The following is a 25,449-nucleotide window of genomic DNA, read 5'->3' as shown; positions in this document are numbered from 1 at the left end:
GACATTTTAGAATTATATTATATTTGATAAAAAAGTAATATTTTATGAAAATTAAAGAGAATTTATATAATCAAAGGATTATTTCGATTGATGCTTTACGCGGAATTACCATTTTTGTAATGATATTTGTAAATGAACTCGCAAGTGTCAAAAATGTGCCGCAATGGATGAAACATATGCCCGCCGATGCCGATGCAATGACCTTTGTCGATTTAGTTTTTCCTGCTTTTTTATTTATAGTCGGAATGTCAGTTCCGTTTGCCTTTAACGCCAGATTGATAAAAGGCGACACTCCAAAAGTAATCTGGACACATACTTTAAAACGTGCTGTAGCCTTAATCATAATTGGTGTTTATATGGTAAATGCCGAATACGGTTACGATGCGACAAAAATGATAATCGCGCCCGCTTTTTGGGGACTTTTGGCTTATGCAATGCCAATTCCTATTTGGAATAAATACCCAAAAGATTTTTCAGTTTGGTTAAAATACATTCTTCAATACGGCGGAATATTGGTTTTAATTGCACTTTACTTTTTATACGTTCAGGAAGAAACCGGAAAAACAGGAATCACGCCAAAATGGTGGGGAATTCTGGGTTTAATTGGTTGGGCTTATCTTATTTCGGTAATTTATTATTGGCTGGTTTCAGGCAGATTATGGGCAATGATTGCTTTTCTTGTAGTTTGTGTTGCCGCAAATTCTGCTAATTTGACAAAAGGTTTAGTTATGCCGGAATGGCTGCATTTTATAGCCGGACATTTAACGCATGTAACTTTAGTAACTGCCGGAATAATTATTTCATTACTCTTTTTTGACAAGAAAATAGAAAATAAAATCAATTGGCCTGTAATAGGATTTATTGTTTTGTTTTTTGCCGTTGGTTTTTTCCTTCGACCATATTACGGAATTTCAAAAATACAAGGAACGCCATCATGGACATTAATTTCTGCCGGAATTTGCACCGTTTTATTTTACTGTTTGTATTGGTTAATGGAAGTTAAAAAACAAACCAAATGGAGTGATTTTTTCATGCCTGCGGCAGCAAATCCGTTATTGATTTATATTTTGCCGGGTGTTATTTATTATTTTAATCTCGCATTCAAAATTCACATTATACCAGAATATTTTAGAGAAGGAGTTCCGGGAATTATTTGGTCACTGGTTTTCTCAACAATAATGTTATTCGTAATGAAAATCTTCAATAGGTTTAAAATTCAGCTACATTTATAATGTTTTTGTAACGCAAAGCGCGCTAAGGTTTTTCGCAAAGGACACAAAGTTTTAATCTGTTTAATCCTTTAAATCTGTGGCTAAAAAATTAGCCGCAAAGTTCGCTAAGGTTTTTCGCAAAGTGCATAAAGATTTTTAAGTTGTAGCTAAAAAATTAGCTGAAGTTCTCAAAGCTTTGTATTGACAAAGCTTTGAGAACTTTGCAGTTTGTAAAACTCACTTAGAAAAAACTTTGTGCACTTTGCGAAAAACCTTAGCGCGCTTTGCGTTAAAATATCCTCATTTCAATTTAGAATAACTGATTTTATTTCTAATGTCGCACCTGAAACTGGATTGTAATTCACAAAATTGAACTTGCAGAGATTATGAATATCTAAAGACTTTCCGTTTGGATCGGCGTCTTGTTTGAAATCCGTCCACGGAATTTTTATGGTCGAGAATTTTTTAGCAGAAACAGGTAAATCTATTCTTGGATGCGAGCCGCCGTGCACACATCCCGTTCCTTCGGCGTTTCCTTCGCGCGCTTGCAATTTTATAAGATGCGATGATTTATACGTAATACTTAGATATTTTGAGTTTTCAGACAAATTTGTTGGTTTGCCGTCATTTGAATCAGATTCTGTAAGCATCACATTCAGCTCAATTTCTCCAACCGGATTATCTTTTGCTGTAACTTTAATTATCCCTTTTTCTTTTCGGATTCTATTAATTGTTTCCTGATTTTCTTTGGCAGGACCAGCAATAAACCAAGTTGAGGTCTTTACCAAATCTGTATTTGAATTTGAAACTTCTTCCGCGGAAGCGAAACTTAAAATTGCAAACACAAAAAGGAGAGAACCAATTAAAACAACTGCTTTGATTTTCATTGAAAAGAGATTTTGATTTACTTCAAAAATAGAATTTTCTTTTTATTTATTTTGAAAGAAGCGTATATTCTGAATAAAATTTTAAATTTGTAAGAAGTTGTATCTGAAAAACTTACGTCATGAAAAATGCAAAGGTTCTGTTAGGTTTCTTTTTCTTTTTTCAAATGCATTTCGGCTATTGCCAAAACGACTCCATTTCAAATAACAACAAAGATATTCTGGATGTTTTGTACAAGCTCTTTAATAAAAACGATTCGTTACGAAAAAATCAGGATAAAAAAATAGCATTTTCATTGCTTCCCGTTCCAATCGATGCCAATAAAAATGCCGGTTTGGTAGTTTCTTTTTTAACTACTTTTTATTTGGGTGACAGCAATACGACCAAAATGTCCCAGGTTTCATTTTCGCCTTATTTTAGTTTTACCAAACAATATGTTTTCCCCATTCAAACTTATATATACACGAAAGATAATTACTGGAATTTTATAGGTGATTATCGCTATATGATTTATCCTCAGGATACGTACGGTCTCGGCGGACATAATACAGATAAAAAAATGTCAACTCTGGATTACCAGCAATGGCGTTTTTACCAGTTTGCAACCCGAAAAATAATCGGGAATTATCGATTAGGATTAGGTTTATTGTTTGATAATTATCAGAATATTTCTGAAGAATCGTATATCGATGAAGAAACTGATTATTCTAAATATATGAACGGCGATTTCTCTAACGAAAGTTCCTTCGGAGTTGCCATTCAGGGACTTTATGATTCCAGAGAAAACAATGTAAATCCTGAACAAGGTTTATACGTCGAAGCAGATTACCGAATCAATACAAGCGGAGTGGAAGGCAAAAAATGGAATTCGATTTATTTTGATGCCCGCAAATACCATTCTTTTCATAAATACAAACATCGGGTTTTAGCCTACAGAGCTTTTTATTGGTCAACTTTTGGTGGAAAACCACATTATTTAGATCTGCCAAGTATTGGCTGGGATCGCGATGGAAGAACCGGACGTGGCTTTACCCGAAACAGATTTCGCAGTAATGTGCTGATTTATTTTGAAACCGAATACCGAACTGATATTTCAAAAAACGGTTTTTGGGGCGCTGTATTTTTTACCAACGTTTCTTCTGTTTCAAAGTTAGATACCTATCAATTTAAAAAATGGAATCCCGCCGTTGGAACCGGATTACGCATTAAATGGAACAAGAAAAACAACAGTAATTTAGTGCTTGATTACGGAATTAGTAAAAACGATTGGTCATTGCGATTAGGTTTGGCCGAAAATTTCTAACTTTCCCCAAAATCAATTACAAAAATTTCAATGCAATTATCGGTTGTCATTCTTAATTATAATGTGCGTTACTTTCTGGAACAATGTGTTTTAAGTGTTCAGGAAGCAATTGCCGGTCTTAATGCCGAAATTATTGTTATCGATAATAATTCATCTGACGACAGCTGTTTAATGATAAAAACGAGATTTCCTGAAGTAAAATTGATTCAAAACCAGGAAAATTTTGGTTTTCCAAAAGGAAATAATATTGCGGTTGAACAAGCCAGCGGAAAATATATCTGTATTTTAAATCCCGACACCGTTGTTGCCGAAGATACATTTACCAAGATTTTGGCTTTCGCCGAAGAAAAACAGGATTTAGGAATTATTGGCTGTAAATTAATTGACGGAACCGGAAGTTTCCTGCCAGAAAGTAAACGCGGCATTCCATCGCCGTGGGTGGCTTTTACCAAAATCTTTGGTTTGTATAAAATATTTCCAAAATGGAATCTTTTTAATCAATATTATGCACGGCATTTAAATGAAAATCAAACCGGAAAAGTGGAGATTCTTGTAGGTGCTTTTATGTTTTTGGAAAAAGATTTATACCAAAAATTAAATGGCTTTGATGAAAACTGCTTTATGTATGCAGATGATATTGATTTGTCTTACAGGGCACTTTTATTAAAGAAATCTAATTATTATTTTCACGAAACAACCGTTTTACACTATAAAGGAGAAAGTACCGTTAAAGATGAATTGTATATGAAACGTTTTCAGGATGCAATGAATTTTTTCTACCAAAAGCATTTTAAAAAATCATGGTTTTTTAGCTTTTTCATTCAGGTTGGAACCTGTTTTTTTTCATTTGTAAAAATGTTTCAGGGAAAACCTAAAATAAAACTGTTGCCGGAAAGTTATATTTTATACTCTGAAAATGAGAATTTGTCTGAAAAGTTGGCTTCGATTTTGGAAAATAAAGTTAGTTTTTTAGATTTCAAAAAAGAAAAAATGGTAAATTCGTCGCTGATTTTAAAGGGAAAAAAGGCAGAGATCATTTTGGATAATCACTATGTTTCATTCAAAAAATGTATCAATATCATAGAAACTCTTAAAGATAAGAACATTACTTTTAAGATTTTCCCCAAAAACACCAATTTTATTATTGGAAGTAATTCAAGAAACGACAGGGGGCAAATCAGAAAAATTCAGTAAAAATTATATTAAGTGTAATTTATATTTAAATTTTTCAGTAATTTCGCAATCAGAAAATCAAAATCACCCTTTAGAATAATAATATGGCAAGATTTGAATTAAAGCTTCCTAAAATGGGAGAGAGCGTCGCTGAAGCAACCATTACTAACTGGTTGAAAGAAGTGGGAGACAAAATTGAAGCTGATGAAGCTGTACTGGAAATTGCAACTGATAAAGTTGACAGTGAAGTGCCAAGTGAAGTATCTGGAATTTTAGTTGAACAATTATTTGGCAAAGATGATTTAGTTCAGGTAGGGCAGACTATTGCAATTATCGAAACTGAAGGTGGTGATGCGCCGGCTGCAACTCCAGCTGTAGAAACTGCTGCTCCTGCAGAAGCTGTAGAAATCGAAAAAACAATTGAAGCAGTAAAAGAAGAAGTTGCTGCTCCTCAGGATTTTTCCGGATCTGAAAAATTCCTTTCTCCTTTAGTAAAAAATATTGCAAAAGAAGAAGGTATTTCTCTTGCTGAATTGGATAATATTCAAGGTTCAGGAAAAGACAGCCGAGTAACGAAAGATGATATTTTAAAATATATAGAAGACCGCAAAGCAGGAATTGTTCAGGCTCCAAAAGTAGTTGAGCAAGCACCAAAAGCAGTGGTTGAAACTCCAAAACCAGCTGTTGAAACTGCGAAAGCGCCAGAACAAGTAGTTCAAAAAAGCCAGCAGGCAGTTCCGGTTTCTGTAAATGGCGGTGATGAAATCATCGAAATGGACAGAATGCGTAAACTGATTTCTGGTTACATGGTGGCTTCTGTACAAACTTCGGCTCACGTTCAGTCATTTATTGAAGTTGACGTAACGAACATTGTAAAATGGAGAGATAAAGTTAAAACGGCTTTTGAAAAGAGAGAAGGCGAGAAGCTGACTTTTACACCAATTATGATGGAAGCGGTTGCAAAAGCTTTAAAAGATTTCCCTGGAATGAATATTTCTGTTGATGGCGAATACATCATCAAAAAGAAAAATATCAATTTAGGAATGGCGGCAGCGCTACCAAACGGAAATTTAATTGTTCCTGTAATTAAAAATGCAGATCAGTTAAACCTTGTTGGAATGGCTAAAGCGGTAAACGATTTAGGAAACCGTGCAAAAGCCGGAAAACTAAAACCAGACGATACACAAGGCGGAACTTACACCGTTACAAATGTTGGAACTTTTGGAAGTGTTTTTGGAACGCCAATTATCAATCAGCCACAAGTGGGTATTTTAGCTCTTGGAGCAATTCGTAAAGTTCCTGCGGTTATTGAAACTCCGGAAGGAGATTTTATCGGAATCCGTCAAAAAATGTTCTTATCGCATTCTTACGATCACAGAGTTGTTGACGGAGCATTAGGAGGAAGTTTTGTAAAAAGAGTAGCAGAATATTTAGAAGCTTTTGATGTAGACAGAGATTTCTAATCGATTCATAAATAAAATTTAAAACCCGAAAAATTGAAAAGTTTTTCGGGTTTTTTCGTTTATAAGAAAAACAGAAAAGAGACTTATTTTGGTTTAATTTTGAATGCAAAACCAACAAAAAAAGCCAATTTTGGTCAAAAAAATAGAAATTTGGGCGGGAACTTTGGCATTAAAAAATTACATTTGTAATCTTATAAAAATTAAAAATGGAATTAAAACTTAACAAACCAATCTGCTTTTTTGATCTTGAAACAACTGGAATTGACATCGGTAAAGATCGAATAGTAGAAATTTCGATATTTAAAGTTTTTCCAAACGGAAATAAAGAAAGTAAAACCTGGCTGGTTAATCCCACGATTCCAATTCCTCCACAAACAACAGCTGTTCACGGAATTACTGACGAAAAAGTAGCCAACGAGCCTACTTTTGCGGAATTGGCACCGCTGGTTCATAATATGATAAAAGACAGTGATTTGGGAGGTTTTAATTCAGATCGTTTTGATATTCCGTTATTAGCAGAAGAATTACTGCGCGCCGGAGTCGATTTTGATATGAAAAATAAAGTTTCGGTAGATGTTCAGACTATTTTTCATAAAATGGAAGAACGTACTTTAAGTGCTGCTTTGAAGTTTTACTGCGGAAAAAGTCTTGAAAATGCACACTCTGCAGAAGCAGATACGATGGCAACCTACGAGATTTTGAAAGCGCAGTTAGATCGTTATCCTGAACTGGAAAATGACATGAAATCATTATCTGAATTTACAACCCGTAAAAAAATCGCCGATTTTGCCGGAATGATTGCTTTTGATAAAGACGACGAAGAAATTTTTACTTTCGGAAAACACAAAGGGGCAAAAGTTTTAAAAGTACTGGAAACAGAACCAGGATATTTCAGCTGGATTCAAAATGCCGATTTTCCTTTGTACACTAAAAAAGTTTTGACAGGAATTAAATTGAGAAAATTAAACACAAAATAAGTTCTCAGTCGCAGTCTCAGTGTTCAGTTTTATGCTGAAACTGATTTTGTATTAGTGAAGACGGCGACTGAAAAACTGTGACTGAAAACTAAAAATAATGAAGATCATTTGCATCGGTAGAAATTATACCAATCATATTGAAGAATTAAAAAACGAACGTCCAGATGAGCCTGTGGTTTTTATGAAGCCGGATTCGGCGGTTTTGTTGAAGCAGCATCCGTTTGTAATTCCGGAATTTTCTGAGGAAGTTCATCACGAATTAGAAATAATTGTGAAAATTAATAAGGTTGGAAAGTATATTGAGCCTAAGTTTGCACATAAATATTATGACGATATTAGTGTAGGTATTGATTTTACTGCCAGAGATTTACAAGATAAATTAAAAGCAAAAGGACTGCCTTGGGAAAAAGCAAAAGCATTTGACGGTTCAGCAGTAATTGGAGATTTTTTACCAAAAAGTGATTTTGTTTCATTAGAAAATCTTACGTTTGAGCTCAAAAATAATTCTGAAACAGTTCAAAAAGGAAATACGAGTTTTATGCTTTGGAAAATTGATGAATTGGTTTCTTATGTTTCTCAGTTTTTTACCTTAAAAATTGGAGATATTATTTTTACAGGAACACCTGCGGGTGTTGCGCCGGTAAAACCAAATGATGTTTTGGAAGGCTTTTTAGAAGATAAAAAATTATTCAGAATACAAGTAAAATAATGGCTTTAAAGTATAATCTTTCGAAAGTGTATGCGCTTTCAGACAATGACCCCGAATTTGTAAACGAAATTCTAAAATTATTTGTTACAGAGGTTCCCGAGGATTTGAAACAAATCAAAGAAGGAATTAAGAAAAAGGATCATAAATACGCTTATTCGTATGCGCATAAAATTAAACCTACATTAGACTTAATGGGGTTGAATGTTGCATTTGAAGAAATCCTGCAAGTCGAAGCGTGGACAAAAGCAGAAGGAAAGAAAAAAGATATTATCGAGACTTTTAAAAGTATAAAAGTGCAGGTAAAAGACGCAATTAAAGAAATCAAAAAAGATTTTGACGTCTAAAATTCATATAATTCCGCTTTTTTAAACTGAAAAGCGGAATCATTTTTTTTAATTTTATTTCAATCCATTTTTCTGGTTTTTAACTTCTTATTAAAAGATAAAAGAAATTATCTTTTAAATTTTTCTGCCTCAAATCATTTCCGCAATCCTACTTCATAAATAAACTTATACCTTTATAAGTAAAACTTTTAATACTATGAAAGCAACAATAGTTACCATTGGAGATGAGATTTTAATTGGTCAAATTGTAGATACAAATTCAAATTTTATAGCCAAAGAACTGGATCGAATAGGTGTCGAGACTTATGAAATGATTTCAATAAGTGATGACAAACAGCATATTTTAAACACTTTTGCACAGCTGCAAAACAAAGTTGATATAGTCATTATTACCGGAGGTTTAGGTCCGACAAAAGACGATATCACCAAAAAGACTTTCTGTGATTATTTTGATGATCAGCTGGTTGTAAATCCCGAAGTTCTGGCTCACGTAACAGAACTTATAGAAGGGTTTTATAAAAGACCAATTTCACAGCTAAATAAAGATCAGGCTCTTGTTCCTTCAAAATGCACCGTTCTTCATAATAAAATGGGGACTGCGCCGGGAATGTGGATGAAAAAGGAAAATACCGTATTTGTTTCGCTTCCGGGTGTTCCGTATGAAATGAAATATCTGGTAGAAAATGAGATAATTCCAAAAATTGTAAAAGAATATAAACGTCCTTATATTATTCATAAAACCATTTTAACGTACGGTCAGGGCGAAAGTTTAGTCGCAGAACGTATTGAAAACTGGGAAAATAATCTGCCTGAATTTATCAAACTGGCGTATCTGCCAAATCCCGGACGAGTTCGCTTGCGTATGACCGCCCGCGGAACAGATAAAGAAGAATTAGAAAAAGCAATCGAAGAAAATGTGCAATCATTAGATGCTATAATTCATGATATTATAGTGGGTTATGAAGAAAATGAAACGATTGAAACCGTAGTGGGTAAATTGCTGGCTAAAAATAACAAAACGATTTCTACAGCAGAAAGCTGCACTGGAGGAAAAATTGCTTCGCTTTTATCATCTGTGCAGGGAGCGTCAAGATATTTTAAAGGAAGTGTGGTTTCGTATGCGACAGAAGCGAAGGTCAATGTTTTGGGCGTGTCGCAAGATTTAATAGATCAATTTTCGGTAGTAAGTGCTGAGGTTGCAGCGGCTATGGCTTTGAATGTGAAAGATATACTAAAAACCGACTATGCAATCGCGACAACCGGGAACGCTGGTCCGTCAAAAGGAGACTCAAATGCTGAAATTGGTGCTGTTTTTATCGCTTTGGCTACACCAGAGGGAGTAATTACAGAAGAATTTAACTTTGGCCAACCACGTGAAAAAGTGATAGATAGAGCAACTATTAAGAGTTTAGAAATATTACAAAAAGAAATTTTAAAAATTGTGCAATAATTTTTTGCTACAATGGTTTATTTTTCTTTTCTTTGCACCCTGATTTTGAATAACGATAAAAGATAAGTATAATGTCAAGAGTTTGTGACCTTACAGGTAAAAGAGCGATGGTAGGAAATAACGTTTCTCACGCTATGAACAAAACTAAGAGAAAGTTTTCTGTAAACTTAGTTAAAAAGCGTTTTTATCTTCCAGAAGAAGATAGATGGATTACTCTTAGAGTAGCAGCATCTACGATAAAAACAATTAATAAAAATGGAATCACTGCTGTTTTGAAAAAAGCACAGTCAGAAGGATTTATCAAATAATCTTTTCCTAAATAAATATATAGCAAGATGGCAAAGAAAGGTAATAGAATCCAGGTAATTTTAGAATGTACTGAGCACAAGACTTCTGGTGTTCCGGGAACTTCTAGATATATTACAACTAAGAACAAAAAAAATACTCCAGACAGATTAGAGATTAAAAAATTTAATCCAATCTTGAAACGTGTAACTGTTCACAAAGAAATTAAGTAATAATTAGAGATTTTTGTAAATCTCAAATGGTTTTGCCATTTAGAGTTTTATAAAAAACTTCAAATAACATTTGAATCATGGCAAAGAAAACCGTAGCATCGTTACAAACATCTTCTAAGAGATTATCAAAAGCCATCAAAATGGTAAAATCTCCTAAAACTGGCGCATATACATTCGTAGAATCTATTATGGCTCCTGAAGAAGTTGATGAATTCTTGAAAAAGAAATAATTACAATTACAATATATAGAAAAGCTACTTTCATTCGGAAGTAGCTTTTTTATTTTTTATATTTGTTTAAAATTTTATAGAAACCAATCAATTTGTGTTTTTTTTAAACATTTGTTCCCATCAGACTCTTTATCTTTACTTGTTTAAAAAAGACAAATAGAAGGATATCGTGTAATTGGGGTTAAATTAAAACAAAAGGCATTCTATAAACATTAAGATTGTTTCAAAGCTCTTAGAAACAATCTAAAACTAACAATAAATTAAAAAATGAGTTTTTTTAAAAAATTATTCTCTACCGAAAAAAAAGAGACTTTAGATAAAGGTCTTGAAAAAACAAAAACTACTTTTTTCTCTAAGTTAAGCAAAGCTGTTGCAGGAAAATCTAAAGTCGATGATGATGTTTTAGATAATCTTGAAGAAGTTTTGGTAGCTTCAGATGTTGGTGTAAATACAACATTGAAAATCATCGAAAGAATCGAAAAACGTGTATCTGAAGATAAATATTTAGGAACTGAGGAATTAAATCAAATTCTTCGTGATGAAATTGGCGGATTATTATCTGAAACCAATACAGGCGAAGCAACCGAATTTGATATTCCAAAAGATAAAAAACCTTACGTTTTAATGGTTGTGGGAGTTAATGGTGTTGGAAAAACTACAACAATTGGTAAACTGGCTTATCAGTTTAAAAAAGCCGGTTATAAAGTGGTTTTAGGTGCTGCCGATACTTTCCGTGCCGCTGCTATCGATCAGTTACAAGTTTGGGCGGATCGTGTAGGCGTTCCAATCGTAAAACAAAATATGGGAAGCGATCCAGCTTCTGTGGCTTTTGATACTTTGCAGTCTGCGGTGGCTCAAAATGCTGATGTTGTAATTATTGATACTGCCGGACGTTTGCATAATAAAATCAATTTGATGAACGAACTTACGAAAGTAAAACGTGTTATGCAGAAAGTGGTTGCTGATGCGCCGCACGACGTGCTTCTAGTTTTAGACGGTTCAACAGGTCAAAATGCTTTTGAACAAGCGAAACAATTTACAGCTGCGACAGAAGTAACTTCATTAGCAGTAACAAAATTAGACGGAACAGCAAAAGGCGGTGTAGTAATTGGTATTTCAGATCAGTTTCAAATTCCGGTTAAATATATTGGTGTTGGCGAAGGAATTGAAGATTTACAAGTCTTTAATAAATATGAATTCGTCGATAGTTTCTTTAAATAATTTATAATGAGTTTTTCTTCTTTTAAAAATATATCGGCTGTTGCTTTTTATTTTGCAAGCGTTATATGTTTTGTTTTTGCAAATATTTTGAGAGATAATAGTCTTTCTTTTTATTACGTTTTATTAGTTCTGGGAATAGGTTTCTTCTTTATGGGAGTTCTTAAAAGACTGCGAACTAAACAGTAATTTATTAATACATTTTTTGATGATGAAATATTGCTTTTTCGTTTTTCTTTTTATTGCACTTTCTTGTACAAACAGAAAAAACGAAAGTAATAAAAATCAAAAAGTAATTGTTATTCAGCCCTTAGGTAGTTTTAAAACCGAACAGGCTAAAAAGGTTTTTGAAGAAATTAAAGCTATAAATCCAAAAGTAGTTTTAAGATCAAATATTTCGTTTCCTGAAAACTCCTATTATAAACCAAGGAATAGATACCGTGCTGATAGTATAATTAAAAGTCTTAAAGATAATATTGGCAAAGATTCTGTGATAGTTGGATTATCAAATTCGGATATTAGTACAACTAAAAACGGAATTAAAGATTGGGGTGTAATGGGATTAGGTTATAGACCCGGAAAAGCCTGTGTAGTCTCGGATTTTAGATTGTTTGTCAAAAATAAAAATAAACAGTTTTATAAACTAGTTTTACATGAATTAGGTCATACAGCGGGTTTACCGCATTGTGCAATAAAAACATGTTTAATGCGTGATGCTGAAGGAGGAAACCCACTGGATGAAGAAAAAGATTTTTGCAATGATTGCAAAAGCTTTTTAAAATCTAAAGGATGGCAGTTAATTTAAATTTTGTGCAGTCCTTTTATTGATATAAAGCGCTAATTTTTTCCCATAAAACTTTATCGAAATCAGATAAGGCAAGATTTTCATTATCTGCAGCCTCTCCCATTCTGATAACTACCATATTTTTACTTGGTACTATATATATTTTTTGGTCATTTTTTCCTAAAGCCATAAACATATCGCTTGGTCCGGTTGGAATTACGCTTCCCTGAAAAGTAAGCTGCGATTGCGGTAAATGATAGGAACTTTTACCATTTAGCCACCATAAATATCCGTACCCTAAATTAATGTTTTGTGAAGTTGTTGTTGCTTCATTGAAATAGGCTTCATTTAAAATGATATTATTTTCCCATTTGCCTTTATTCAGCATTAATAGCCCAAAACGTGCCATGCTTCGTGAAGTACTTGCATAAACGCTGTTTACATCAATTTTTAGCCAGGTACCATTCATCCCGATTTTGTCTCTTAATTTGGCATTGAAATAATTTTCCCAGGTTTGTCCGCTTGCACTTGCAACAACATCTTGTAGTTTTACATAAACATTATGATAAGCCCATCTTGTTCCTGCATCGGCTTTGTAGATTAGATCTGCGGGATCTACGTCATCGGTTGAATCATCAAGCCCGGATGTCATGGTTAGTAAATGTTTGCAGGTAATTTTGTTTTCTTGTGCTAACGTTTCGCTTGTCCAGCCAGTGCCTAAATATTGAGAAACTTTATTATTGATGTTTAGTAAGTTTTCCTGTTGTGCAATTCCGGTAACGGTTGAAGTTAACGTTTTTCCGGCGCTTGCCCAATACCAATTTGTTGAAGCGTTATGTCCGTTGAAGTAGTTTTCTAAAACGATTCGGCCATTTACTAAAATGATGAATGATTTAGAATGTTTTAGTTCTAAATAGTCTAAAAGTGGCTGTACAGCACTTTGATTCCATTTTAAATCGGCTATGGATTTTGTTTCCCATGTTGTTCCGGTTAATGGAGGGAAATACATGCTTTCTGATGGAGTTGGAACCGGATCTGGTTCTGCTGAATCTTTGCTGCAGCTTATCAATAATAAGGCTGTCAGGATTGTAAAAATAGTTTTGGTCATGGCTTTTGTTTTTGGTTTGGGGTTTGACCAAAAATATGTAAAATAGTTTAATGAGTGGGAAAACTTATTTTACATATTTAACCATGAAATGTTTTATTTAAGCTCCCATTTTGTTCCGTCTGTAAATACTACATAGTAAGCTCTTACTTTTATAATACGGTTTGCATCTGTAGAAAAATCTTCCCAGATTTTTGATTCGATCATACCAGGCTTTAGTAAATTTGCTATCTCTCCCGTAGATCTTCCTTTTCCATAAAAATACCTGCCATTTGCGGGTTCATCAAATGAGTTTTCGCAGTACCATTCCAGTTTAATTGCCTGAATACTCTTTTTGCTTGAATTTTTAAAAACGATTTTAATGTCTTTATGATCAGAGTACTGCGCTCTCGATAGGCTGGAAGCTACAATTGTTACTGGTGAGTTTTTTGAATTTTTGTTTTGTAAAAAATCATCTTTTAGGGAAGGTGCGCTATTTTCTTTTTCTTCAGGCTGATGATAATTATTTATTTGAACATACACAGGTTTTGTGAGTGCAATGTTTTTGGGTTTTGCTTTACTACATCCAAAAATTAAGAGCAGGGTGCTTAATGCTATTATGAAATATTTTTTCATTCTATTTTTAATAAAAGGATTTATGTATAAAAATTTAATTGGAATTATCTTCTTTAAAGGAAAATGTAACTGAAATAATTTTGCTGCAAAAGTCTGACAGATTTGCATTAAAATCTACCATGATATGACATAAGATTGTTAGAATAGGCTTTTTTATAGTCTGTAAAGATTTAGGAAATAAAGTATTAGAAAAATGAGATAATTATTGATTAAAATATTTCTTTTGAAATTTATAAAGTTACCTTTGTAATTCTCTAAATTTTCTTTTGAAAACGGGAGTCCTAGCCCTGATGGAAGCGGCATCCTTTTATGGCCTCGTCTTTTTAACGAGGCCATAAAAGATATAGCGGACAGCAGGAAACAGCTCCTTATTAATATTATATTTTACTATGAAAAATGCTTTTATGATTTTGGTTTTGTCGCTTTTGTTTGTAAGCTGTAAACAGGAAATAAAACCGGCAGATATTGAAAAACTAAATGGTTACTGGGAAATTGAAAAAGTGGTTTTTGATAAAGGGGAGGAAAAGGCTTATGGCATGAATGAAAACTTTGATTTTTTTAAAATTAAAGGTACAAAAGGGACTCGTACTAAAGTAATGGCACAGCTTGACGGAACTTTTTTAACTACTGATACTTTTGAAAATGTTTCAGTAAGATTTACGGATAAGGGAACTTTTCTGGATTATAATACAGATTATGCTAAATGGACTGAGGAATTGATTTCGATTTCGGATGAAGGGTTTGTCGTAAAAAATGATCAGAATAAAGAATATTATTATAAAAAAACAGGACCAATAAATATTTTAAACGATGGCAAAAAGACTAAATAACCAAAGTACGATTGGGGCTGTTTTACAACAAATTATTCAGGTTAATAAGTTACAGCCTGGAATGGATCAGATTGATGTAAAAGAAGCCTGGGCGCAATTAATGGGGAATGGTGTAAAAACATATACTAAAAATGTTGTTTTGAAAGGAAGTACGCTGTATGTTGAACTTGGATCGGCTGTTTTAAGAGAGGAATTAAGTCACGGAAAGTCTAAAATCGTTAAAATGATTAACGAAGAGCTTGGGCGTGAAGTTGTAAAAGATGTGGTTTTACGCTGATTTTAAATTGTTATTTGAAACTTAAAAATAAATTTTACACTTCCATAATGGAAGTGTTTTTTTTATGATATATTTGAGCATTAAGTGGTTTTTAATAAATGCTTGATTAATAATAAACAAATAAAAAACAAAACCAAAACATGAAAAAAGTATTACTTATTTTAACCGTATTATTTGCCTTAAACAGTTATTCACAAAAGAAAAAAGTTGCCGTTGTATCTTTTTATACAGATAAAACAATAGATCTTTCGGAGTTGGGTTTAAATGGATTGGCTGCAATAGCTGATTTAGGAAACAACCCAAATTTTAACCTTTCTCCAATTTTAGAGAAATATCACAATGCATTTTTTAATGATTATGCTAAAAAATTTCCGTTTGATTTACTTCCTGAAACTGAAGTGACTCAGAAGCCGGAATACATTGCTTTTACTCCTAAATTTGCAAGAGAAGGCGGAGAAAGCGGTACCATTATTAACTATCCTGGATATAAATATATTTATGAAGGAATGAATGGTTCTGCCAATGAAGTAGCGTCTGCTCAAATGTTTAAAGACACAGCTGATGGTGTTTTATTTACAGAAATTCATTTTGCTGTAGTAAAAGGATTCGCTGTTGGAGGAACTGGAACAATAAAAATGAAAGCTTATGCCAGAATCGCTTTATACGATAAAACAGGAAAAAAAGTATTTGCTTTTTCTGAAGGGGCAAACTCTAAGAAAACTGGAACAATCGTAGGTGGAGTTCCTGTTTTAAGTCTTGATAAAGTATTGCCTATGTGCGAAAGTGCATTAGAAGAACTTTTAAAAGATCTTGATGAAAAAGTTGAGAAATTGGTTAAAAAAGCAGATAAGCTTTAATCAGTATTCGATATAAAAAAATCCCGTTTCAAATGAAACGGGATTTTTTTGTTTATTAAGTTCAGCAATCTATCCCGATAGCTATCGGGACTGAACTCTAAAATCATAAATTAAAACTGCTCTCTACCAGCAAAGTGAAAAGCACCTTCGATTGCAGCGTTTTCGTCGCTGTCAGATCCGTGAACTGCATTTTCTCCAATAGAAGTTGCGTATGCTTTACGAATAGTTCCTTCAGCAGCTTCAGCTGGATTTGTAGCTCCAATTAAAGTTCTGAAATCTTCTACTGCGTTGTCTTTTTCTAAAATTGCAGCAACAATTGGTCCACGTGACATGAATTCAACTAATTCTCCGTAGAAAGGTCTTTCTGCGTGAACTGCGTAAAATGCTTTTGCATCAGCTACAGTTAATTGAGTTAATTTTAATGAAACGATTTTGAAACCACCATTAGTGATCATTGCTAAGATATTCCCGATGTGTCCGTTTGCAACAGCATCTGGTTTAATCATTGTAAAAGTTCTATTTGTTGCCATTTTATATTTTATTAAATTTTGTGCAAAAGTAGACTTTTTTTGTGAATTGATTTTAATTAATTCGTAATTAAAACATGGTAGAATGATGTTTTAGCCAAGAAAAGCTTTTTTTTAAACCATATAAGTAATATAAGTTCATTTAAATACTTCGTACAGAATATCTCCGCAAAGTATGACGTATTTCTAAAATGAACTTATATTACTTATATGGTTAAGAAATTTATACTTTGAATATTAATTTGTTTCTATAGAATATCCATAAAATAAACGTCCAGATACAAACATAAACTAATGCACCGGCTAATGAAGCTGTCATAGGATTGCTGAAAAATGGTGCAATCCAAAAGCTGTACAGGTAATTTAATAAATTAATTTTCTCTTCGGTTTTATGTGGGTTTTGAAACTCAATCATTACTAATGCCTGTGGAATTATCTGCGAAGTAAAGAAAACGATCATTGGGTTTACACCCCAAATTAAGAAAGGTTTGAATCCTTTTTTATAATCGGCGATATCAATTATGTAATATAAAATTGCTAAAAATGTTGTGGCTAATCCGGTAGTGTATAAAACATAACTGCTTGTCCAAAGTGATTTGTTTATCGGGAAAACAATATTCCAAAGCAAACCAACAATAATTAACGCAACTCCTGCGATTGCCATTTTTTGTGCTTTTTTAGTTTTTGGAAAGTTTTGCTGTAATAATTGACCAATTAATAAACCGATAATTCCGTTTACGATTGACGGAAGTGTGCTTAAAATTCCTTCCGGATCCCACGTTACGGTTCCACGATACATATGTCCTTTTAGTAAAACGCTGTCCAGCCATGAAGCAAGATTTGTTCCTTTATCCAGATTTGCATCGCCAATTCCGGGAACAGGGATTAAAGTCATGATTGCCCAATATCCTAATAACAAAACGATTCCGGTTATGATCTGCGTTTTTTGAGAAGTTTTTAAATACAAAAGAGAAACTACAAAATAAACAATTGCAATTCGTTGTAAAACTCCCGGAAGTCTAACATCACTGTAAGCTTCGATACCGCTGTAAGCGAGAAACAGATAAATTATCAGAATTGAAAATGCCAGAATGTTTTTGATTTTTGAACTGAAATTTCCCATTAAAGCATAACCAACTCCAATAGTAATGGCAAGTCGGACAATTAAAAGCGGAATTCCTTCCAGTCCGAATAATTGGATTTTCCCGAAAAAGTTGAAGAAAATACCCAAACAAAGCATTCGCAAAGAACGAATTAAAATTTTGTTGAAAGTGGTGCCGTCATAAAATTTATCAGGCATTGCAAGCGGAACGGCAACTCCCATTATAAAAACGAAAAACGGAAATACTAAATCGGTTGGTGTGCAGCCGTGCCATTCGGCGTGTAATAATGGCGGGAAAACATGGCCCCAGTCTCCGGGGTTGTTTACAATGGTCATTAATAAAATTGTTAGTCCACGAAAGACATCTAGCGAAATTAAGCGTTCTTTTACCATTGGTTTTGGGTAAATTGGTTAGTTAATATTTTTAAAAATCGCTATTTGGTTTGAAATAATAATTTTGAGAAGATAGGTGGTTATTTGGTTCTCAAGAATTATTATATTTTATTATTTTTTCTGCCCCGAATTTCACGAATTTACACTAATTTCTATCCTTTACAAGAAAATAATCTGTGTAAATTCGTGAAATAGTGGCAAACTATTTTAAATTGTTATGATGTTAAAATTCATTTCTAAAGGTTTCAATTTTTGCAATAAAAGCGGAACTAATTGTTCGCCTTTTTCCAGATAAAATTCTGAAAAATTACTTTGACGCTCCTGTAAACTATTATTTGGGAATAGTTCGCATTGTAAGTCAGTAACGCGTTGCAATTGATCGCTTAGTTTTCTTTTTTGTGCTTTTAATAAACGCTTTTCTAAATTTTCAAGACCTTTTTTCTGTTTTACTTCCTGTGCTTTTACTGCTCCTGAAAAAGATTTATCAGTTTGATCTGCTAATTCATAAAGATATTGAAATTGGGTTTTCAATATTTCTTTTTGAGGTGTTAAATCAATTGGAAATGCAGAAATTTTGTGTGTAATCGCGTTTACTAAATTTTCTTGTTTGGTAAAAAGATCGCTCCAGCTTAAGTTTAATTGATCTGCTTTTTTTCCTTGTTTTTCGGTTGCCAAAAGAACAGAGTTACGAACCAAAATCATTGGAAAAGTAATTTTTACGGCATCAAAAAAAGATTTTAATTCCAGCCAATAAGCAATTTCTCCGCCTCCACCAATATAACATAGATTTGGAAGAATAATTTCCTGATAAAGCGGACGCATGATAACATTTGGGCTGAATTTTTCAGGATGATTTTCTAATTCAGAAAGAATTTGTTCTTTAGAAAAGGAGATTTTTGTGTTGTTTACAATGTATTTATCTTCTTCAAAAATGATTCTTTCGCGCAGATTATCTTCAATATAAAATAAATTAATCTCACGCGGATTTACCTGAACCGTATAGTCTTTCAATTGTTCAATTGTTTCCTGAACCGCTTTGTATGAAGTCTGTTTTTCTAATTCTTCTTTTGCATACGGAATAAAAGCACGTTTTAAATCGGCATCGTCAGCGTCTATAATTACTAAACCGTAATTAGCAAATAAACTGTTCGCTAAAAAACGGGTTGCATCGGCCAGATTATCGTGTTTTAAATAAGCATCTTGAAAAAGCTTTTTTAAAGTATTGGCATTTGTGCTTGAACCTAATTCTAATGAATAAATTTCAAAGAATTCATCTAAACCTTCAGTTGAAAGTCGGCCAACGGGACCGTTACTTTCTTTGTTCCATCTGAATTTTTTGCCTTTAAAATTAAAATAGTTTATTTCTTCAAAATCATGATCTTCGGTCGCCATCCAATAAATGGGAACAAAATTGTACGACGGATATTTCGATTTTAATTCTTTGGTAAGATTAATGGTCGAAATGATTTTATATAAGAAATACAAAGGCCCGCTAAATAAATTTAACTGATGTCCGGTTGTAATTGTGAAAGTATTTTCGAGCGCTAAAAGCTCAATATTTTGTTTTGTCGAATCAGAAATTTCGATGCTTTGATATTGCTTTTTTAAAGTGGTAACCAAAGGAATTCGGTTGCTGTTATCAAAGTTACCTGCTTTTTCGGCAATTTGTTTTTCGAAATTCTCCAATGTTGGGAAATTGTTGTACAGCGGTTTCAATTCTGATTTCTGATCTAAATAATCTTGTATCAATTTAGAGAAATATCCAGAAGTTTGATAGCTGATACAGTCGGTAGGCATAATTTTAAATTTATTTTTGACAGCTGTAAATTTAATGAAAATATACAGTTAAAATCGGTTTTAACTATTGCTTAAGATTGATTTTTATTTTTTGTTTTAAAGTTCCTGTAATCAGGTTTTTAATTTTGAGTAAATTAAACATAGTTTAAAATGCTAAATACATGAAATTTGTTAAAAATACAGATGTGTTTCGAAACTAATTGTCTTAAATGTGAAATATTAATAACGAAACTATATTTTTGTAGACAAAAAAAGATATACCTGATTTTGAATGGAAACAAACCCTAAAAAGAAGAACTCACTTAAACATGTTCTTTTTGGAAGCCTAATTGGCACCACAATTGAATTTTTTGATTTTTATATTTATGCCAATGCTGCGGTTTTGGTTTTTCCTCAATTATTTTTTCCCGGTTCAGATTCGACAATGGCGACTCTGGAATCTTTAGCCACTTTTTCAATTGCGTTTTTATCACGTCCGTTAGGTTCTGCCTTTTTCGGACATTATGGAGATAAAATCGGGCGTAAATTTACTTTGGTTGCAGCTTTATTGACGATGGGTATTTCGACTGTTACAATAGGTTTTTTGCCAAGTTATGCCAGTATTGGTGTCGCAGCTCCGTTATTATTAATGTTATGCCGATTTGGGCAAGGCGTTGGTTTAGGCGGAGAATGGGGAGGTGCTGTTTTATTAGCGATAGAAAATGCACCGCCAAATAAACGTGCCTGGTACGGAATGTTCCCACAACTGGGCGCTCCAATAGGATTGCTGCTTTCTGGCGGAACTTTTTTATTGTTAACCGATTCCATGAGCAATGAAGATTTTATGGATTATGGCTGGAGAATTCCGTTTATTGCCAGTTCATTATTGGTTGTTGTTGGGTTTTATATCCGAACAAAAATTACAGAAACTCCATCTTTCGAAAATTCTAAAAAAGAACAGGAAGAAGTTAAAGTTCCTTTTTTAACAATTGTGAAATCATATAAAAACCAATTGATTTTTGGAACCTTTGCAGCCATTACAACATTTTTAGTTTTTTATTTGATGACTGTTTTTACATTAAGCTGGGCAACTTCAGATTTAGGGATTGTTAAAAGAAACGGATTATTAATACAGTTATTTTCGGTATTGTTTTTTGCTATTTTCATTCCGGTTTCGGCTGTAGTTGCAGATAAAATTGGCCGACGCAAAATGCTTATTATAGCTACAGCGGCTATTGCGATTTTCGGATTTTTCTTTTCTTATTTTTTAAGTTCAGGAAATATTGTTTTAGTTACTACTTTCGCTTGTATCGGAATGGCTTTAATGGGATTCACTTATGGGCCTTTAGGAACTTTTCTGTCGGAGTTGTTTCCAACAAATGTTCGTTATTCTGGAGCATCATTAACGTTTAATTTAGCAGGAATTCTGGGAGCAGCTTTTGCGCCTATGATAGCTATTTGGTTAGCCAAAACTTATGATGTAAGTTATGTTGGTTTGTACTTAACGATTGCAGCGTTTATTTCTTTAGTTTCATTTTTGGTAATTAGCAAAGAGGAACATAAATTTTAAATAATAATAGAATTTTTAAATTTTTGAAATAAAAACAGGCGTAGGTTTTTAATCTGCGCCTTTTTATTTGAAATTATCTTTTTAAACTAAAATGTCCTCTAAATTCTGTTCCGTTTAATCTTGTAACAGTAAACCAATAATCGGATGCTGGTTCCTGATGACCAAGATAAGTTCCATCCCAAGAAGCATTTGGAGCTAATTCTTTTATTAATTTTCCATAACGATCAAATATTCTAATTGCTGTGTTTGGAGCTAAATAAGCTGAATCAATTGTCCAATGATCATTAAAGTTGTCATTATTTGGTGTAAAGAATTTTGGAAAAGGCAGTTCATCAACAAAATTTATACAATCCCCAGTTGTAGCTCCCAGAATATTTATCATAACTGGAATTCTGTCGCTTTCACAATTACTGATTGTTTGCGAAGCATAATAAGTGTGTCCGTTTTCAAGCAGTGTTGATTCGGATAAAGTACTATTTGAAGAAATACTCTCAAACCATTTTATATTTTGTCCTGTAATATCAATATCATTAATTGATGCATTTTTTTGAATGCAGAATATCTGTGGTGAATCTGCAATTGGAATTTGAGTATCCTGAATTTTTACAGTAACGGCAAATCTTTCACTTTCACAATTATTTAGAGTTTGCGTTACATAATAAATGCCGTTTTGTAATAAAGTTGTTTCTGATAAACTGTTTCCATTTGTTGCTGCATCATACCATTTAAGAGATGTTCCTGTTATAGCAATATTTTCAATTGTAGCAATTTCATCAATACAAAATTGTTTATTATTGTCTCCGGTTGGTAGCGGAGTATCATAAACACGAACTAAAACAGGGGTTCTGTCCCCTTCACACCCAATTGTTTGTGAAGCATAGTATGTTCTATTATCTTCTAATAAAGTAGTATTTGGCAAACTGGCAGCAGAGAAATTAGTATCATACCATTTTATATTTTGCCCAGAAATTTGTATGTCGGATAATATGGCATTTTCTTTCTTGCAGAATGCTGTACTTCCATTTAAGACTGGTGCAGAAGGTGTATTTACTATTGAAACAGTAACTCCAAGTCTTTGACTTTCACAATTATTTTCTGTTTGCGATGCATAATAAGTTTGCCCATTAACCAGATTTGTAGTTTCTGCTAATAAAGAACCGTTACTTACTGCATCATACCATTTTATTGCAGTTCCCATAACCTGAATATCTGCAATAGTTGGATTTTGTCCTGAACAAAATGGTTGATTTACATTTCCTGTTGGAGGAAAAGTGACCTGAATGTTAATTGTAACAGGAACTCTTTCACTTTCGCAGCCGTTTATGGTTTGTGAAGCATAATATGTTGCTTTATCCTGAGCTACAGTTGTAGGTGATATAAGTGTTCCTGCTGTTAAGTTGCTATACCATTTAATGTTTTGGCCAGTAATTTGAATGTCGTTTAATGTAGCGTTTTTGTCAACACAGAAAGTTTGTGGAGAATTTGCAACTGGCAATGGCTGATTTGTAATTGTAACAATTTGATTTTGTTTTGATGAATTTCCATTGCCATCGTCATAATTCCATACAATTGTATAAGTTCCCGGTAAGTTATAAGATAACGGACTTGTAGTTGTTCCTGTAATTTGTCCGGCACAGGCATCCACAGCGGTTGGGATTGTATTTATGATGGTATTACAATCGCCAGTAATTGTTGGTAAAGTTGTTATAGTAGGAACAGGAGCTTCTATATCTCCAATAACAACAGTAATTTTTTTAGTGTCATCGCAGCCGCCAGTTCCAGTTATTAAGCAGCTATATTCTCCACTATTAGCAGTTGTTGCATTTGTAATTGTTGGATTTTGATCTGTTGATGTAAATCCGTTTGGGCCTGTCCATAAATAATTTGTTCCACCCGATGCTTTAAGCTCTAATGTTTTGTCGATGCAGACTGGGGAGTTGCTTTCAGCCTTAGGTATACCAAGTATAATAGGCTCCTCAAATTTCATTAAAAAATAATTATGAGTTCCAAGAACGTTAGATTGATAAGAAATCGCATCTGCAATACCATTATTTTCACTTGATATACTACTTGCAAATATGTTATTGTTTTGGTCTAATGCAATTTTTGTGGGACTATGATAAGAGTTTCCTCCAATATCAGTTCCCCAAATAAAATCTGCTTCTTTAGAAAATTTAGCAATATAACTTTCAAAATGTTTATTTGATCTATAAGAGCATGGAGTTGTTAATCTTGAATAAGAAAATCCAAAATTTGTAGCACCAAGATATATTGAATTGTTTCTAAAAACAATAGAATAAATATGAGCTTCACCAATATAAGTGCCCCAGATTCTTTTTCCGTTGGTATTTAATTTGGCAAAAAAACCTTTGTATGAAAAAGGGTTACTGCTTTCAAAGCTGTTAGAAGTTGTTATATTATTATTGCTGGCAGTTTCACCACCTATATAAATGTTGTTTTCATCATCAATTTCGACTGCATATATATCCTCAATCTGTTCGCCTCCGTAATAGGTTGCCCATATTCTATCTCCGTTTAGTGAAAATTTGTATACAACTCCATCGGGATGAGTAATTGGGTCATGTAACTCCTGAAAAACCCCTGGGGTAGAAACATTGTTAAAACTATATGTTGTGCCGCCAATAACTAAGAAATTGTTTTTGACTACAATATCATTCAGCATATCACGATTTTCTCCTCCTACATAAGTACTCCAAATTAAATTACCTGTAGGTCCAAATTTAGTTAGAAACCCATCAATTGTATTAGAGAAAGCAGGATCTACATTTATATGTGTTTGAAATTTGCTGTTTATAGCAATCCCTGTTGTGCTGTTAGTAAGACCAATCATATAAATGTTATTGTTGTTATCAACATCTATTGCAAATCCCGAATCCTCATATTCACCACCAAAATAGGTTGCCCATAACCTAACGCCAGAATTATTAAATTTTGCCAAAAAGGCATCTTGATAACCTCCTAAATTTGGTTTGTATGATCCTACTGTACTTATGTTAGTTGGATCTTGAGTTGTACCCATTACAATCACATTATCCTGAAAATCTATTTTTATATCAGATATGGCACAATAATTTTGACCGCCATAATAAGTTCCCCATAAACGATTTCCATTGGGACTAAATTTTTCAATAATACCATTTAAATATGAGGAAGATTGTGTCGTTTGATGTGCCCCTGTTGTGGCATATGATGAATTTTGAGCATTTGTACTTCCAGCCACATATATATTTCCAAAAGAATCTGTGCTGATACTTGAATTACTTAGTACTTGGCCTGAACCAGTATGGTCTCCATAAAAAGTTCCCCAGAGTCTAGTTGGTACAGGATCAATAATTACTGTTCTATCAGAATCATTATTAGAACTGCTAAACCCATAAACATTCTTCTTAATTTTAGTATATCCAACTTCAATTTCTTTTTTAGTTCCCTGATCCTCAATCCAACTCGCAGGAAGTGTTTCCTCCATCTTCCCAAAACGAACATTTATTTGGATTTTATTATCCACCAAATCAGTTTCAGCACCATTAAATTTTAACTGAATATCAGAAATTTTCCCTTGAGGATGAATTACAAAATTGTATTCAACGGTTTTTTTAGGATCATTTGGGATTGTAAAAACAACATCAATATTTGGGTAAATATTTTTATAAGTAACTTGTTTAAATTGATAAACACCAATAATGCCTTCTGGTTTATTTGGAACATTATAATAGTTATCAAAATCAGTTGATTTTTGTTCTGAAATTAATTCAACTTTTGAGTTTGAATTTACAAAGTCAATGTCTATCCTATGAAAAATATATTCTAAATTAAACTCGGGCTTTTCTTGATGGTCTTTTCGAGGATTTAAATCGGGAAGTGTCTTTGCTGTTTTTGAAGGTATAAAAGGCGTTTTTTTAACTTCATAAATATCATACGAAAATCCATTTTTCTTTAACTGAACATTAAGCCCGTTAGTGTTCAGTAAATATTTTACAGCAGTATTTGGTTTTCCTTTTTGATCTACAATTTGGCCTTTGTTCTCTTTAAAACCAATAGATTGATTTTTATTTTGAGAAAATAATTGAATCGTAATTATAAAGAAAACGAAAAGTAATTTATGCTTCATCTG

General features: G+C 33.1%; 24 protein-coding genes. 17 read left to right on the top strand and 7 right to left on the bottom strand.

Annotation, left to right across the window (positions count from 1 at the left end; translation table 11 throughout):
* The first annotated feature begins 44 nt into the window (after positions 1-44).
* Positions 45-1,232: a DUF5009 domain-containing protein gene (locus tag FLAPXU55_RS16835; protein ID WP_180859614.1), complete on the top strand. Its 1,188-nt coding sequence runs from the start codon at positions 45-47 to the stop codon at positions 1,230-1,232.
* A 284-nt stretch (positions 1,233-1,516) separates the two neighbouring features.
* On the opposite strand, the gene FLAPXU55_RS16830 is transcribed toward FLAPXU55_RS16835, so the two are convergent.
* Complete coding sequence (locus FLAPXU55_RS16830; protein WP_180859612.1) at positions 1,517-2,098, bottom strand: hypothetical protein; 582 nt, start codon at positions 2,096-2,098, stop codon at positions 1,517-1,519.
* Positions 2,099-2,217: 119 nt separating this feature from the next.
* Between FLAPXU55_RS16830 and FLAPXU55_RS16825 the strand changes: the two genes are divergently transcribed.
* The 12 genes from FLAPXU55_RS16825 (at position 2,218) to FLAPXU55_RS16770 (ending at position 12,286) form a co-directional block, all read left to right on the top strand.
* The gene (locus FLAPXU55_RS16825) at positions 2,218-3,399 is read left to right on the top strand and encodes a BamA/TamA family outer membrane protein (RefSeq protein WP_235992084.1); all 1,182 of its coding nucleotides are present in this window, start codon (positions 2,218-2,220) and stop codon (positions 3,397-3,399) included.
* Positions 3,400-3,429: 30 nt separating this feature from the next.
* Positions 3,430-4,593, top strand: a complete 1,164-nt coding sequence (locus tag FLAPXU55_RS16820) for a glycosyltransferase family 2 protein (protein WP_180859610.1) — start codon at positions 3,430-3,432, stop codon at positions 4,591-4,593.
* An 83-nt stretch (positions 4,594-4,676) separates the two neighbouring features.
* A complete protein-coding gene (locus tag FLAPXU55_RS16815) occupies positions 4,677-6,035 on the top strand; it encodes a dihydrolipoamide acetyltransferase family protein (RefSeq protein ID WP_180859608.1) in 1,359 nt (452 codons plus the stop codon).
* A 206-nt stretch (positions 6,036-6,241) separates the two neighbouring features.
* A complete protein-coding gene (locus tag FLAPXU55_RS16810) occupies positions 6,242-7,012 on the top strand; it encodes a 3'-5' exonuclease (protein WP_053473803.1) in 771 nt (256 codons plus the stop codon).
* 97 nt (positions 7,013-7,109) lie between these two features.
* A complete protein-coding gene (locus FLAPXU55_RS16805; protein ID WP_056201799.1) occupies positions 7,110-7,721 on the top strand; it encodes a fumarylacetoacetate hydrolase family protein in 612 nt (203 codons plus the stop codon).
* Positions 7,721-8,065, top strand: coding sequence for an Hpt domain-containing protein (locus FLAPXU55_RS16800; RefSeq protein ID WP_053473805.1), 345 nt, complete (start codon positions 7,721-7,723; stop codon positions 8,063-8,065). Before FLAPXU55_RS16805 ends, FLAPXU55_RS16800 begins: the two co-directional genes overlap by 1 nt.
* A 196-nt stretch (positions 8,066-8,261) precedes the next feature.
* Positions 8,262-9,515 carry a competence/damage-inducible protein A gene (locus tag FLAPXU55_RS16795; protein WP_180859606.1) on the top strand — a complete coding sequence of 418 codons (1,254 nt, stop codon included), beginning with the start codon at positions 8,262-8,264 and terminating at the stop codon, positions 9,513-9,515.
* 71 nt (positions 9,516-9,586) lie between these two features.
* Positions 9,587-9,823 (top strand): 50S ribosomal protein L28, encoded by a 237-nt coding sequence (rpmB, locus tag FLAPXU55_RS16790; RefSeq protein WP_008468080.1) that lies wholly within the window; start codon positions 9,587-9,589, stop codon positions 9,821-9,823.
* A gap of 27 nt (positions 9,824-9,850) precedes the next feature.
* The gene (gene rpmG, locus FLAPXU55_RS16785) at positions 9,851-10,033 is read left to right on the top strand and encodes a 50S ribosomal protein L33 (protein WP_008253902.1); all 183 of its coding nucleotides are present in this window, start codon (positions 9,851-9,853) and stop codon (positions 10,031-10,033) included.
* 77 nt (positions 10,034-10,110) lie between these two features.
* Positions 10,111-10,263: a DUF4295 domain-containing protein gene (locus FLAPXU55_RS16780; RefSeq protein ID WP_008468081.1), complete on the top strand. Its 153-nt coding sequence runs from the start codon at positions 10,111-10,113 to the stop codon at positions 10,261-10,263.
* Between the two features lie 267 nt (positions 10,264-10,530).
* Positions 10,531-11,484 (top strand): signal recognition particle-docking protein FtsY, encoded by a 954-nt coding sequence (gene ftsY / locus FLAPXU55_RS16775; RefSeq protein WP_180859604.1) that lies wholly within the window; start codon positions 10,531-10,533, stop codon positions 11,482-11,484.
* Between the two features lie 205 nt (positions 11,485-11,689).
* Positions 11,690-12,286 carry a Zn-dependent protease gene (locus FLAPXU55_RS16770; RefSeq protein ID WP_235992081.1) on the top strand — a complete coding sequence of 199 codons (597 nt, stop codon included), beginning with the start codon at positions 11,690-11,692 and terminating at the stop codon, positions 12,284-12,286.
* 16 nt (positions 12,287-12,302) lie between these two features.
* Here FLAPXU55_RS16770 and FLAPXU55_RS16765 read toward each other — a convergent pair whose 3' ends face one another.
* Together FLAPXU55_RS16765 and FLAPXU55_RS16760 are read right to left on the bottom strand one after the other, a co-directional pair.
* Positions 12,303-13,373: a serine hydrolase domain-containing protein gene (locus FLAPXU55_RS16765; protein ID WP_180859602.1), complete on the bottom strand. Its 1,071-nt coding sequence runs from the start codon at positions 13,371-13,373 to the stop codon at positions 12,303-12,305.
* A 93-nt stretch (positions 13,374-13,466) separates the two neighbouring features.
* Positions 13,467-13,985: a putative periplasmic lipoprotein gene (locus FLAPXU55_RS16760; protein WP_180859600.1), complete on the bottom strand. Its 519-nt coding sequence runs from the start codon at positions 13,983-13,985 to the stop codon at positions 13,467-13,469.
* Positions 13,986-14,374: 389 nt separating this feature from the next.
* Here FLAPXU55_RS16760 and FLAPXU55_RS16755 point away from each other — a divergent pair, with 389 nt between their 5' ends.
* From FLAPXU55_RS16755 to FLAPXU55_RS16745, 3 genes are all read left to right on the top strand, one after another.
* Positions 14,375-14,815, top strand: a complete 441-nt coding sequence (locus FLAPXU55_RS16755) for a hypothetical protein (protein ID WP_180859597.1) — start codon at positions 14,375-14,377, stop codon at positions 14,813-14,815.
* Positions 14,796-15,092 (top strand): DUF721 domain-containing protein, encoded by a 297-nt coding sequence (locus FLAPXU55_RS16750; protein ID WP_180859595.1) that lies wholly within the window; start codon positions 14,796-14,798, stop codon positions 15,090-15,092. Before FLAPXU55_RS16755 ends, FLAPXU55_RS16750 begins: the two co-directional genes overlap by 20 nt.
* A 140-nt stretch (positions 15,093-15,232) precedes the next feature.
* Positions 15,233-15,949, top strand: coding sequence for a hypothetical protein (locus FLAPXU55_RS16745; protein ID WP_053473814.1), 717 nt, complete (start codon positions 15,233-15,235; stop codon positions 15,947-15,949).
* Between the two features lie 110 nt (positions 15,950-16,059).
* Here FLAPXU55_RS16745 and FLAPXU55_RS16740 read toward each other — a convergent pair whose 3' ends face one another.
* The 3 genes from FLAPXU55_RS16740 to bshC form a co-directional block, all read right to left on the bottom strand.
* The gene (locus tag FLAPXU55_RS16740; protein WP_031456090.1) at positions 16,060-16,479 is read right to left on the bottom strand and encodes a nucleoside-diphosphate kinase; all 420 of its coding nucleotides are present in this window, start codon (positions 16,477-16,479) and stop codon (positions 16,060-16,062) included.
* 220 nt (positions 16,480-16,699) lie between these two features.
* Positions 16,700-17,971, bottom strand: coding sequence for an acyltransferase family protein (locus FLAPXU55_RS16735; RefSeq protein ID WP_180859594.1), 1,272 nt, complete (start codon positions 17,969-17,971; stop codon positions 16,700-16,702).
* Positions 17,972-18,178: 207 nt separating this feature from the next.
* A complete protein-coding gene (gene bshC / locus FLAPXU55_RS16730; RefSeq protein WP_180859593.1) occupies positions 18,179-19,768 on the bottom strand; it encodes a bacillithiol biosynthesis cysteine-adding enzyme BshC in 1,590 nt (529 codons plus the stop codon).
* Between the two features lie 271 nt (positions 19,769-20,039).
* On the opposite strand from bshC, the gene FLAPXU55_RS16725 reads away from it, so the two are divergent.
* Entirely contained in the window at positions 20,040-21,317 is a 1,278-nt protein-coding gene (locus FLAPXU55_RS16725) for an MFS transporter (RefSeq protein ID WP_053473817.1), read from the top strand.
* 73 nt (positions 21,318-21,390) lie between these two features.
* On the opposite strand, the gene FLAPXU55_RS16720 is transcribed toward FLAPXU55_RS16725, so the two are convergent.
* Positions 21,391-25,446, bottom strand: coding sequence for a DUF7948 domain-containing protein (locus FLAPXU55_RS16720; protein WP_180859592.1), 4,056 nt, complete (start codon positions 25,444-25,446; stop codon positions 21,391-21,393).
* Between the last annotated feature and the right edge of the window lie 3 nt (positions 25,447-25,449).

It is taken from the genome of Flavobacterium panici (assembly GCF_903819335.1).
In the GTDB taxonomy this organism is placed as follows: Bacteria; Bacteroidota; Bacteroidia; order Flavobacteriales; family Flavobacteriaceae; genus Flavobacterium; species Flavobacterium panici.
This window is presented reverse-complemented; position numbering and strand designations above follow the sequence as displayed.